Source organism: Enterobacter sp. MALB-1 (assembly GCF_041021625.1).
In the GTDB taxonomy this organism is placed as follows: Bacteria; Pseudomonadota; Gammaproteobacteria; order Enterobacterales; family Enterobacteriaceae; genus Enterobacter; species Enterobacter oligotrophicus.
The window spans coordinates 3,517,053-3,528,474 of sequence record NZ_JBDPJL010000001.1 but is presented as its reverse complement, the minus strand read 5'-3'; the positions used below and the strand labels follow the sequence as shown (position 1 = coordinate 3,528,474).

Sequence of the window (11,422 nt, the reverse complement as noted above, 5' to 3'; positions counted from 1 at the left end):
TTGTGATGATATGGTTGTAGTTGATGTGATTTCCTTTAGCAATGTGTTTACAAAATAATTACAACCTGGTTCACATTGTTCGCGAGTTTGCAGGCACGAAAAATCAAAACGCCGGATGAATCGCATGGCTTTAGCTTCTCGCTTTTATCGCTATCCGGTACACTCCACTGTGTTATTTCATCAATACTGAAGGATTATCCTCATGTACCAGGATCTTATTCGTAACGAACTGAACGAAGCGGCGGAAACGCTGGCTAACTTTCTGAAAGATGATGCCAATATTCACGCTATTCAGCGCGCGGCGGTCCTGCTGGCCGACAGCTTCAAAGCTGGTGGCAAAGTGCTCTCCTGCGGTAACGGTGGCTCCCACTGTGACGCGATGCACTTCGCAGAAGAGCTGACCGGGCGTTATCGCGAGAACCGTCCAGGCTATCCGGCGATTGCGATTTCCGACGTGAGCCACATCTCCTGCGTCAGTAATGACTTCGGTTACGACTATGTTTTCTCCCGTTACGTTGAAGCGGTAGGACGTGAAGGCGACGTGCTGCTGGGTATTTCAACCTCCGGTAACTCCGCTAACGTGATTAAAGCAATTGCCGCAGCGCGTGAAAAAGGGATGAAAGTCATCACCCTGACCGGGAAAGATGGCGGTAAGATGGACGGTACGGCGGACATCGAAATTCGTGTTCCGCACTTCGGTTATGCTGACCGCATTCAGGAAATTCACATCAAAGTGATCCACATCCTGATTCAGTTAATTGAAAAAGAGATGGTTAAGTAAGGCTTCGCTGGGGGGCACCGGTGCCCCCCGCAGTTGTGGAGTGGAGGTGATCTATGTGCGAACTGCTCGGGATGAGCGCCAATGTGCCAACCGATATCTGCTTTAGCTTCACCGGGCTGGTTCAGCGCGGTGGGGGAACCGGGCCGCATAAAGACGGCTGGGGCATTACCTTCTACGAAGGCAAAGGGTGTCGCACGTTTAAAGATCCTCAACCCAGCTTCAATTCACCGATTGCCAGACTGGTGCAGGACTACCCCATCAAGTCCCGCTCGGTGATCGCCCATATCCGCCAGGCGAATCGCGGGGAAGTGGCGCTGGAAAATACCCATCCCTTTACCCGTGAACTGTGGGGCCGTAACTGGACCTATGCCCACAACGGCCAGCTCACCGGCTATAAATCGCTGGAGACCGGGAATTTCCGACCTGTCGGCGAAACGGACAGTGAAAAGGCGTTTTGCTGGTTGCTGCATAAGCTGACCGAGCGCTACCCCCGCACGCCCGGCAACATGGCCGCCGTATTTAAATATATCGCGTCGCTGGCATCTGAGTTACGCGAAAAAGGCGTGTTTAACATGCTGTTGTCTGACGGACGCTACGTGATGGCGTTTTGCTCCACGAATCTGTTCTGGATCACCCGCCGTGCGCCGTTTGGCGTGGCAAAACTGCTCGATCAGGATGTGGAGATAGACTTTCAGAAAGAGACCACACCAAATGATGTGGTCACTGTCATTGCGACGCAGCCGCTGACGGGCAACGAAACCTGGCAAAAGATCATGCCAGGTGAGTGGGTTTTATTTTGCCTCGGGGACCGAGTAGTTTGACGCCAGCTGTGGATGAACCACTTCGTGGCTTAGCGGTTTGCTGACCACGTAACGGCCATCCACAATCGAGACGACCGGCGGCTTATGGGTCTGCTCAAAATAGTCATAACCCGGCTTAAGCTGCTTCCAGAAATCGGCGTAGTAAGAATATTTGTGGCGAGCCATGTTGGCATCGGTCATACGGAACGGGTAGATGCTGATCTGAACGTTTGGCTGACCAAACACCAGCGCACCGGTCACGAACTGGAAGATCTCATCAATGCCGGAGTCGGTCATTGCGTAACAGCCGACAGAGACGCAAGCACCGTGGATCATCAGATACTTACCTTCATAGCCGTGAGCACGGTCGTAGGCATTCGGGAAGCCGATGTTAATCGCTTTATAGAAGCGGCTGTCCGGTTTTAGCTGGCTACGCTGAACGTTGTAAAACCCTTCCGGACTTTTGAAATCGCCCTGACGCTGTTTTGGCCCCAGCCCGCCGGAGTAGTTACAAATTTTGTAGCTATCGAGCAGCTGATATGTCTCGCCCATTTTTACAAACAGATCGAGTGTGCGCTCTTCCTTGAAGATTTGAATATAAACCGGCGATCCCATTAACTGCTGTTTATATTCTTTGCTGACCGGCGTCGTTGAGCTATTACTGCTGAGCAGCCCGGCAAACGACATGCACGGCATCAGAAGCATCGCAATGAATAATGCGATTTTACGCATACTACTGGTTCCTTGATAAAACTATGACCAACTTGCCAGGACGGCAAAAAGAGACCCGAAATCAGATTAATCTGGACAGGAGCGCTCACATTAGCACCGCTATAGATTTTCGCAAGACCCAACCTTTGAGTTTACACATTAGTTTTACTTTATAACCCATTCGAATCGCCTTGACTCCAGGAACTTTGCGCAATAGCTCGCATTTTGGTGCGAGCAAGGGCGGATTTGCTGCCGCCTGCCGAGCTTAAAATGTTACACTTCGTTCCCTCTGGATTGTTGTTCATGGATACCTGCTAACCACATGTTTAGAATAAGAAAAGGACTTGATCTGCCGATCTCCGGCGTGCCTGAACAGCACGTTTCGACAGGTGCCAGCATTCGTCACGTTGCCATTTTGGGCGACGATTACGTGGGGATGCGCCCCGCGATGCTGGTGCAGGAGGGCGATCGCGTCATGAAAGGGCAGGCGCTCTTCGAGGATAAAAAAAATCCCGGCGTTATGTTTACCGCACCTGCCAGCGGCACCGTTGTTGCGATTAACCGCGGGGAACGCCGCGTACTGCAGTCGGTGGTGATCCGCATTGAAGGCAATGAGCAGCGTGATTTTGCCCATTTTGACGCGGCAGATCTCGCGGCTTTACGCCGTGACGTCGTGCAGGCGCAACTGCTGGAATCTGGCCTGTGGACGGCGTTTCGCACGCGCCCGTTCAGTAAATCCCCTGTCCCTGGAACGGTGCCAGCGGCTATCTTTGTCACCGCAATCGACACCAACCCGCTCAGCGCAGATCCGCAGCCCATTATTCTGGCGCAGCGAAAGGCGTTTGATGATGGGCTCACGCTGTTAACGCGCCTGACGCCGGGGAAAGTCCATGTTTGCCAGGCCAGCGGCGGCAAACTCGGTGGACATCCGCAGGGGCAGGTTGCGTTTAATGAATTTGCAGGCCCGCACCCTGCTGGTCTGGCAGGCACCCATATTCACTTCCTTGAGCCGGTGAGCCTGACGAAACAGGTGTGGCATCTTAATTATCAGGACGTCATTGCCATCGGAAAACTGTTTACGACGGGCGAGCTGTGCACGGAACGTGTGGTTGCCATCGGCGGGCCGCAGGCGACCAACCCGCGCCTGGTGCGTACCCTGCTGGGAGCCGATATTAATGAACTGCTCACCGGTGAAACAAAAGCGGGTGAAAACCGGCTCATTTCCGGTTCAGTGCTTAGCGGCAGACAAGCCATTGACACGCAGGCTTACCTGGGGCGTTTTCATCTACAGGTGAGCATCGTTCAGGAGGGGCGTGAGAAAGAGCTGTTTGGCTGGGTGCTGCCAGGAGCAGAAAAGTTCTCTGTGACCCGCACCACGCTCGGCCACTTCCTGCGTCACAAGCTCTTTAACTTCTCCACCAGCACTCACGGTGGTGAGCGTGCGATGGTTCCCATTGGCAACTACGAGCGCGTCATGCCGCTGGATATTCTGCCAACCGTGCTGCTGCGCGATCTGCTCGCCAGAGATTCCGACAGTGCGCAGGCGCTGGGCTGCCTGGAGCTGGACGAAGAAGATCTGGCGCTGTGTACCTATGTGTGTCCGGGTAAATACGAATATGGACCCGTATTGCGCGAGGTGTTAACCCGCATTGAGCAGGAAGGATAACTGATGGGCTTAAAACACCTCTTCGAAAAAATAGAGCCGCACTTTACTGAAGGTAAGCTGAAGAAGTATTACCCGCTGTATGAAGCGACGGCGACCATTTTCTACACGCCGGGGCTGGTGACAAAAGGGGCGGCGCACGTTCGTGACGCCATAGACCTCAAGCGGATGATGATTCTGGTCTGGTTTGCAGTCTTCCCGGCCATGTTCTGGGGCATGTATAACGTCGGGTTGCAGACCCTTCCGGCGCTACATCATTTATACGATGCACCGCAGCTGGCGCAGGTGATTCAGTCTGACTGGCACTACCGTCTGGCGCAGTCGCTGGGCGTGAGCTTTAGCGCAGATGCGGGCTGGATAAGCATGATGACGCTGGGTGCGGTCTTCTTCCTGCCAATCTACATCACCGTCTTTGTCGTGGGCGGCTTCTGGGAAGTGTTGTTTGCCATTATTCGCAAGCATGAGATTAACGAAGGCTTCTTTGTTACCTCTATTTTGTTTGCGCTGATCGTTCCACCAACGCTGCCGCTCTGGCAGGCGGCAATGGGGATCAGCTTTGGTGTGGTGATTGCCAAGGAGATCTTCGGTGGCACCGGACGCAACTTCCTCAACCCGGCGCTGGCGGGGCGCGCGTTCCTCTTCTTTGCGTATCCGGCACAAATCTCGGGCGACCTGGTATGGACGGCGGCGGACGGTTTCTCCGGCGCAACGCCGCTCTCTCAGTGGGCTGCACACGGCGGCGAAACGCTGGTTAACAATGCCACCGGACAGCCAGTGACCTGGTTTGATGCCTTTATTGGCAACATTCCAGGCTCTATTGGAGAGGTATCCACGCTGATGATTTTGCTTGGCGGGGCCATCATCCTGTTCGGGCGCGTGGCGTCCTGGCGGATCGTCGCAGGTGTAATGATCGGCATGGTGCTCACTGCCACGATGTTCAACTTCATCGGTTCCACCACCAACCCGATGTTCTCTATGCCCTGGTACTGGCATCTGGTCCTGGGAGGCTTTGCTTTCGGCATGATGTTCATGGCCACCGATCCCGTCTCGGCGTCGTTTACCGACAAAGGGAAGTGGTGCTACGGCGCGCTCATCGGGGTGATGTGTGTATTGATTCGCGTGGTCAACCCGGCCTATCCGGAAGGGATGATGTTGGCCATTCTGTTTGCCAACCTGTTTGCGCCGCTTTTCGACTACCTGGTCGTGCGCGCCAACATTAAGCGGAGGAAGGCGCGTGGCTGAAGTCAAAAATAACGACAGCATCGGCAAAACGCTGCTGGTGGTGCTGGTCCTTTGCCTGGTGTGTTCCATTGTCGTGGCGGGTTCAGCCGTAGGGTTGAAGCCGCTGCAGCAGGAGCAACGAGCGCTGGATAAACAGCGCAATATCCTGGCCGTCGCCGGGCTGATGCAGGAAGGGATGAGTGCAGAAGACGTCTCGGCACTCTTTGCCGAGCGCATATCAGCCCGACTGGTGGATTTAAAAACCGGCGAACTGCTGGATAAAGACCCGGCGAAGTTTAATCAGGCCCAGGCGCTAAAAGATCCGCAGATGAGCCTTGTACTTGAGGCATCGCAGGACCCGGCCGGTATCAAGCGTCGCAGCAATCTCGCGGAAATCTACCTGGTACGGGATGAGCAAAAACGTGTGCAGGAAATGGTACTGCCAATCTACGGCAACGGTTTGTGGTCAATGATGTATGCCTTCGTGGCGCTCGATACTGATGGGCGCACGGTAAAAGGGATTACGTATTATGACCAGGGCGAAACACCGGGGCTGGGCGGGGAGGTTGAGAACCCTAACTGGCGTGCGCAGTTCGTCGGGAAAAAAGTGCTCGACGACAACGGCCAGCCTGCGCTGAAAGTGATGAAAGGCGCTGCACGTCCGGGGGACGAATATGCTGTTGACGGGCTTTCCGGGGCCACGCTCACCTCTAACGGGGTGCAGCACAGTTTTGATTTCTGGATGGGCGAGCTGGGCTTTGGCCCCTTCCTGAAAAATGTACGTGAAGGAGCGCTGAACAATGGCTGATACCGGTGAACTGAAAGAAGTCAAAAAGGTGCTGATTGGCCCACTGTTAGCCAATAACCCGATTACCCTGCAGGTGTTGGGCGTCTGTTCGGCGCTGGCGGTGACCACCAAACTGGAAACTGCGCTGGTGATGACCGTTGCGGTAACGCTGGTTACGGCGTTCTCCAGCATGTTTATCTCGATGATCCGCCATCACATACCGAACAGCGTGAGGATCATTGTGCAAATGGCGATCATCGCCTCGCTGGTGATCGTGGTCGATCAGCTGCTGCGCGCTTTTGCTTATGAAACCTCAAAACAGCTTTCGGTGTTTGTCGGTCTGATTATCACTAACTGCATCGTGATGGGGCGTGCAGAAGCCTACGCCATGAAAATGCCGCCGCTGGCGAGCTTTATGGACGGCATCGGCAACGGCCTGGGTTACGGCGTGATCCTGATGACGGTCGGATTCCTGCGCGAGCTTATTGGTAGCGGCAAGCTGTTTGGCATCACGGTGCTGGATACGGTGCAGAATGGCGGCTGGTATCTGCCAAACGGACTGTTCCTGCTGGCCCCAAGCGCATTTTTCATTATCGGTTTGCTGATCTGGCTGATTCGTACCCTGAAGCCTGAACAGCAGGAAAAGGAGTAACCGACAATGGCTCATTACCTGAGTTTATTTGTGCGCGCAGTGTTTGTTGAAAACATGGCGCTCGCGTTTTTCCTCGGCATGTGTACGTTCCTTGCTGTTTCTAAAAAGGTGTCGACGGCATTTGGACTGGGGGTGGCGGTTACGGTCGTTCTTGGGCTTTCCGTACCGATTAACAATCTGGTGTTCAACTTCGTGCTGCGGGACGGCGCGCTGGTAGAAGGTGTCGACCTGAGCTTTCTGAACTTCATCACCTTTATCGGTGTGATTGCGGCGCTGGTGCAAATTCTTGAGATGATCCTCGACAGGTATTTCCCGTCGCTCTATAACGCCCTGGGGATTTTTCTGCCGCTGATCGCCGTGAACTGCGCCATCTTCGGCGGCGTGTCGTTTATGGTTCAGCGCGATTACAACTTCAGTGAATCCGTGGTGTATGGCTTTGGTTCCGGTATCGGCTGGATGCTGGCTATTGTCACCATGGCGGGCATCCGTGAAAAAATGAAATATGCCAACGTGCCCGCGGGCTTGCGCGGCTTAGGGATCACCTTTATCACCACCGGGTTGATGGCACTGGGCTTTATGTCCTTCTCCGGTGTGCAGCTATAAGGGAAAGAAGATGGAAATTATTCTTGGCGTGGTGATGTTCACGCTGATTGTTCTGGTGCTGTCGGGTCTGATCCTGGCCGCACGTGCGAAGCTGGTAAATTCCGGTGATGTCATTATTGATATCAACGATGAGCCGCAAAACCAGATCCGCACACCAGCGGGGGACAAGCTGCTTAATACACTCTCCGGCAACGGGATTTTTGTCTCTTCAGCCTGCGGCGGTGGTGGTTCCTGCGGGCAGTGCCGCGTAACGGTGAAAGAGGGGGGCGGGGATATTCTGCCAACCGAGCTGGCGCATATCACTAAACGTGAAGCAAAAGAGGGCTGCCGTCTGGCCTGCCAGGTCGCGGTGCGTCAGAACATGAAGATTGAGCTGCCGGAAGAAATTTTCGGCGTCAAAAAATGGGAGTGTGAGGTTATCTCTAACGATAACAAAGCCACCTTTATTAAAGAGCTTAAACTGCGTGTGCCGGAAGGGGAAAGTGTCCCGTTCCGTGCGGGGGGCTACATCCAGATAGAGTGTCCGGAACATACTGTCGCGTATGCGGACTTTGACGTGCCCGATGAATACCGCGCCGACTGGGATAAATTCAATCTCTTCCGTTTTGTTTCTGACGTCAAAGAGCCCACGTTGCGCGCTTACTCCATGGCGAACTACCCGGAAGAGAAGGGCATTATCATGCTTAACGTGCGTATCGCCACGCCGCCACCCAATGTACCAGATGCACCACCAGGCGTGATGTCGTCGTATATCTGGTCCCTCAAACCAGGCGATAAAGTGACGATTTCCGGTCCGTTCGGTGAGTTCTTTGCTAAAGACACCGACGCAGAAATGGTCTTTATCGGCGGTGGTGCTGGGATGGCACCGATGCGTTCTCATATCTTCGACCAGCTTAAACGGCTTAGCAGCCAGCGCAAAATCAGCTTCTGGTACGGTGCCCGCTCGCTGCGCGAAATGTTTTATGATGATGAGTTTGAACAGCTTGCGCGTGACAACCCTAACTTTACCTTCCATGTGGCGCTTTCCGATCCACAGCCGGAAGATAACTGGACGGGCTATACGGGCTTCATCCATAACGTGCTTTATGAAAACTACCTCAAACAGCATCCGGCACCGGAAGATTGCGAGTTTTATATGTGTGGTCCGCCGATGATGAACGCCGCAGTGATTAAGATGCTTAAAGATCTCGGTGTGGAAGATGAGAACATCTTGCTCGATGACTTTGGAGGCTGACGATGATGACATTTCTGGCAGCTTTCCTGGTCTTTGTGCTGGTGGTGTTCGGTATGTCGTTAGGCTGGATCATTAAGCGTAAAAGTCTCCAGGGCAGTTGCGGTGGCATTTCATCCCTTGGCATGGAAAAAGTCTGCGACTGTCCGGAGCCGTGCGATGCCCGTAAAAAACGGATGGCGCGCGAGGCCCGCCGTATCCTTTAGGGCAAAATCGTCCCACTTCTCAATCCTCACTTATTTACTGTATACTTATCCAGTGATGAGTGAGGGCTTACTATGCGCAAAATAATCCATGTTGATATGGACTGCTTTTTTGCCGCAGTGGAGATGCGTGACAATCCGGCGCTGCGGGATATCCCCATTGCGATTGGCGGCAGCCGCGTCCAGCGTGGGGTAATCAGTACAGCTAACTATCCTGCGCGCAAGTTCGGTGTGCGCAGCGCTATGCCCACGGCGATGGCGCTGAAACTCTGCCCTCATCTTACCCTTCTGCCTGGGCGTTTTGATGCCTATAAAGAAGCGTCTGTCCATATTCGGGAAATATTCTCCCGCTACACTTCGCTGATTGAGCCTCTGTCGCTGGATGAAGCCTATCTGGATGTCACCGACAGTCTGCATTGTCACGGCTCCGCCACACTGATGGCGCAGGAGATCCGCCAGACCATCCATAAAGAACTGGATCTGACCGCCTCCGCGGGCGTCGCGCCGGTGAAGTTTCTTGCCAAAATCGCGTCTGATTTAAATAAGCCCAACGGGCAGTATGTCATCACACCTGAAGACGTTCCGGCGTTTTTGAAAACCCTGCCGCTTGGCAAAATCCCCGGCGTGGGGAAAGTCTCCGCTGCAAAACTTGAGAGCATGGGACTACGCACCTGTGAAGATGTGCAGCGAAGCGATCTGGCGATGTTGCTTAAGCGTTTCGGGAAGTTTGGCCGCGTGCTCTGGGAGCGCAGTCAGGGAATTGACGAGCGTGACGTGAACAATGAGCGGCTGCGGAAATCCGTCGGCGTTGAGCGCACGCTAAGCGAAGACATTCACGACTGGTCAGCGTGCGAAACCATTATTACCGAACAGCTCTATCCCGAACTTGAGCGGCGGCTAATAAAGGTGAAACCGGATCTGTTGATTGCTCGTCAGGGTATCAAGCTGAAATTCAACGATTTCCAGCAAACGACGCAGGAGCATGTCTGGCCGCGGCTGAATAAAGAGGATCTGATTGCGACCGCAAAGAAAGCCTGGGAGGAGCGGCGGGCAGGGCGTGGGGTTAGGCTGGTGGGGTTGCACGTCACATTGCTGGACCCGCAGTTAGAGCGGCAGCTGGTTCTGGGACTGTAATCGTAGGCCCGGTAAGCGAAGCGCCACCGGGCAACAGACGATAAATTACTTCGCAGGAATCGCCTTCAGCAGCTCGGTCAGCAGCGTCCAGTAGTGACCCACGCTTTCGATATGAACCTGCTCATCCGGGGAGTGTGGCCCGGTGATGGTTGGCCCGATGGAAACCATGTCCATCTCCGGATACGGTTTTTTGAACAGACCGCATTCCAGACCCGCGTGGATCACCTGAATGTTCGGGGTGCTGTTGAACAGACGCTGGTAAGTTTCACGTACCAGTGCCATCACCGGAGAGCTTGCATCCGGCTGCCAGCCTGGGTAGCTGCCTTTCGCTGAGGTTTTCGCGCCTGCCAGTGTGCCGAGAGATTCCAGCATGCTCACGACGTACTCTTTACCGCTGTCGATAAGCGAGCGGATCAGGCAGATGATCTCTGCGCTGTCGTCACCCATGGTCACCACGCCCACGTTCAGCGAGGTTTCCACCACGCCTTTCGCTACGTCAGAGTTGCGGATCACACCGTTTGGCGTCGCGTTCAGCAACTGAACAAAGGTATCGCGGGACTGCGTGGTCAGCGCCGCTTTATCTGTTGAAACGGATTCCAGCACCACGGTCAGGTTTTTCTCTTTCTCAGAGAGTTCGTTTTTCAGGATATCCAGATAAACGCTGGAGAGTTTTTTCAGCTCGTCCGCTTTTGCCGCAGGCACCGCTACGGTGGCGAACGCTTCACGTGGGATCGCGTTGCGCAGCGTACCGCCGTTGAAATCGACCAGACGCAGATCCAGTTCAGCCGCGTGGCCTGCCAGGAAACGTGCCAGCAGTTTGTTGGCGTTACCGAGGCCCAGATGAATATCACCACCGGAGTGGCCGCCTTTCAGCCCTTTCAGCGTCAGCCTGAAGGTCTGGAAGCCAGCAGGAACCGCTTCGCGGGACAGCGGCAGGGTAGAGATGAAATCAATCCCGCCCGCGCAGCCCATGTAAATCTCACCTTCTTCTTCGGAGTCGGTGTTGATCAGAATGTCCGCCTGCAGCCAGTTGGCCTGCAGACCGAACGCACCGTCCATGCCCGCTTCTTCGGTCATGGTCAGCAGCACTTCCAGCGGACCATGCTCAACGCTGTCGTCCGCCAGCACGGCCAGTGCAGAGGCCATACCGATACCGTTATCCGCACCCAGCGTGGTGCCGCGCGCTTTTACCCAGTCGCCGTCGATGTACGGCTGGATAGGGTCTTTAGTGAAGTCGTGCACGGTGTCGTTGTTTTTCTGTGGAACCATGTCCAGGTGCGCCTGCAGCACAACGGGTTTACGGTTTTCCATGCCTGCCGTTGCCGGTTTGCGGATCAGAATGTTGCCAACCTGGTCGCGTTCAGCGTGCAGACCTTTTTCCTTCGCCCAGCCCATAATATGTTCGGCCAGTTGTTCTTCATGATAGGACGGGTGCGGAATGGAACAGATTTTGGCAAAAATATCCCACAGCGGCTGTGGAGATAATTGAGACAGTTCAGACACGATAAGTCTCCTTGTCGATGCGCTGCAAACAACGTTGCAGGACACAGGGTTAGCAGGTTAATAGTTACCACAAGACAGGCTTGCGAGATGCAACTGAGAATACCACTTTCTCTGGTCGCTGGTAGCATAAAGC

The 11,422-nt window shown here is 54.4% G+C and carries 12 protein-coding genes; 10 read left to right on the top strand and 2 right to left on the bottom strand.

Features of this window, described 5'->3' with window-relative positions:
• Positions 1–202 precede the first annotated feature (202 nt).
• Entirely contained in the window at positions 203–781 is a 579-nt protein-coding gene (gene lpcA / locus ABGB15_RS16955; RefSeq protein ID WP_152083550.1) for a D-sedoheptulose 7-phosphate isomerase, read from the top strand.
• A 53-nt stretch (positions 782–834) separates the two neighbouring features.
• Complete coding sequence (locus ABGB15_RS16950; protein ID WP_152083551.1) at positions 835–1,602, top strand: class II glutamine amidotransferase; 768 nt, start codon at positions 835–837, stop codon at positions 1,600–1,602.
• Here ABGB15_RS16950 and dpaA read toward each other — a convergent pair.
• The gene (dpaA, locus tag ABGB15_RS16945) at positions 1,573–2,313 is read right to left on the bottom strand and encodes a peptidoglycan meso-diaminopimelic acid protein amidase (protein ID WP_152083552.1); all 741 of its coding nucleotides are present in this window, start codon (positions 2,311–2,313) and stop codon (positions 1,573–1,575) included. The genes ABGB15_RS16950 and dpaA overlap by 30 nt on opposite strands.
• Before the next feature lie 301 nt (positions 2,314–2,614).
• Between dpaA and ABGB15_RS16940 the strand changes: the two genes are divergently transcribed.
• From ABGB15_RS16940 to dinB, 8 genes are all read left to right on the top strand, one after another.
• A complete protein-coding gene (locus tag ABGB15_RS16940; RefSeq protein ID WP_215722694.1) occupies positions 2,615–3,958 on the top strand; it encodes a Na(+)-translocating NADH-quinone reductase subunit A in 1,344 nt (447 codons plus the stop codon).
• A 3-nt stretch (positions 3,959–3,961) separates the two neighbouring features.
• Entirely contained in the window at positions 3,962–5,197 is a 1,236-nt protein-coding gene (locus ABGB15_RS16935; protein ID WP_152083554.1) for an NADH:ubiquinone reductase (Na(+)-transporting) subunit B, read from the top strand.
• Complete coding sequence (locus tag ABGB15_RS16930; protein ID WP_215722695.1) at positions 5,190–5,984, top strand: Na(+)-translocating NADH-quinone reductase subunit C; 795 nt, start codon at positions 5,190–5,192, stop codon at positions 5,982–5,984. Before ABGB15_RS16935 ends, ABGB15_RS16930 begins: the two co-directional genes overlap by 8 nt.
• On the top strand, positions 5,977–6,615 hold the full coding sequence (locus tag ABGB15_RS16925) for an NADH:ubiquinone reductase (Na(+)-transporting) subunit D (RefSeq protein ID WP_152083556.1): 639 nt from the start codon (positions 5,977–5,979) through the stop codon (positions 6,613–6,615). Before ABGB15_RS16930 ends, ABGB15_RS16925 begins: the two co-directional genes overlap by 8 nt.
• Before the next feature lie 6 nt (positions 6,616–6,621).
• Entirely contained in the window at positions 6,622–7,218 is a 597-nt protein-coding gene (gene nqrE / locus ABGB15_RS16920; protein WP_152083557.1) for an NADH:ubiquinone reductase (Na(+)-transporting) subunit E, read from the top strand.
• Between the two features lie 10 nt (positions 7,219–7,228).
• A complete protein-coding gene (gene nqrF, locus ABGB15_RS16915; protein WP_215722696.1) occupies positions 7,229–8,452 on the top strand; it encodes an NADH:ubiquinone reductase (Na(+)-transporting) subunit F in 1,224 nt (407 codons plus the stop codon).
• 2 nt (positions 8,453–8,454) lie between these two features.
• Complete coding sequence (gene nqrM, locus ABGB15_RS16910) at positions 8,455–8,655, top strand: (Na+)-NQR maturation NqrM (protein ID WP_152083559.1); 201 nt, start codon at positions 8,455–8,457, stop codon at positions 8,653–8,655.
• 72 nt (positions 8,656–8,727) lie between these two features.
• Complete coding sequence (dinB, locus tag ABGB15_RS16905) at positions 8,728–9,786, top strand: DNA polymerase IV (protein WP_215722697.1); 1,059 nt, start codon at positions 8,728–8,730, stop codon at positions 9,784–9,786.
• Positions 9,787–9,831: 45 nt separating this feature from the next.
• Here dinB and pepD read toward each other — a convergent pair whose 3' ends face one another.
• Positions 9,832–11,289 carry a cytosol nonspecific dipeptidase gene (pepD, locus tag ABGB15_RS16900; protein WP_215722698.1) on the bottom strand — a complete coding sequence of 486 codons (1,458 nt, stop codon included), beginning with the start codon at positions 11,287–11,289 and terminating at the stop codon, positions 9,832–9,834.
• Between the last annotated feature and the right edge of the window lie 133 nt (positions 11,290–11,422).

Excerpts from the sequence above, each read along its gene's own strand:
- lpcA (WP_152083550.1), top strand. The coding sequence starts at position 203 with ATGTACCAGGATCTTATTCGTAACGAACTGAACGAAGCGGCGGAAACG.
- ABGB15_RS16950 (WP_152083551.1), top strand. The coding sequence starts at position 835 with ATGTGCGAACTGCTCGGGATGAGCGCCAATGTGCCAACCGATATCTGC.
- dpaA (WP_152083552.1), bottom strand. The coding sequence starts at position 2,313 with ATGCGTAAAATCGCATTATTCATTGCGATGCTTCTGATGCCGTGCATG.
- ABGB15_RS16940 (WP_215722694.1), top strand. The coding sequence starts at position 2,615 with ATGTTTAGAATAAGAAAAGGACTTGATCTGCCGATCTCCGGCGTGCCT.
- ABGB15_RS16935 (WP_152083554.1), top strand. The coding sequence starts at position 3,962 with ATGGGCTTAAAACACCTCTTCGAAAAAATAGAGCCGCACTTTACTGAA.
- ABGB15_RS16925 (WP_152083556.1), top strand. The coding sequence starts at position 5,977 with ATGGCTGATACCGGTGAACTGAAAGAAGTCAAAAAGGTGCTGATTGGC.
- nqrE (WP_152083557.1), top strand. The coding sequence starts at position 6,622 with ATGGCTCATTACCTGAGTTTATTTGTGCGCGCAGTGTTTGTTGAAAAC.
- nqrF (WP_215722696.1), top strand. The coding sequence starts at position 7,229 with ATGGAAATTATTCTTGGCGTGGTGATGTTCACGCTGATTGTTCTGGTG.
- nqrM (WP_152083559.1), top strand. The coding sequence starts at position 8,455 with ATGATGACATTTCTGGCAGCTTTCCTGGTCTTTGTGCTGGTGGTGTTC.
- dinB (WP_215722697.1), top strand. The coding sequence starts at position 8,728 with ATGCGCAAAATAATCCATGTTGATATGGACTGCTTTTTTGCCGCAGTG.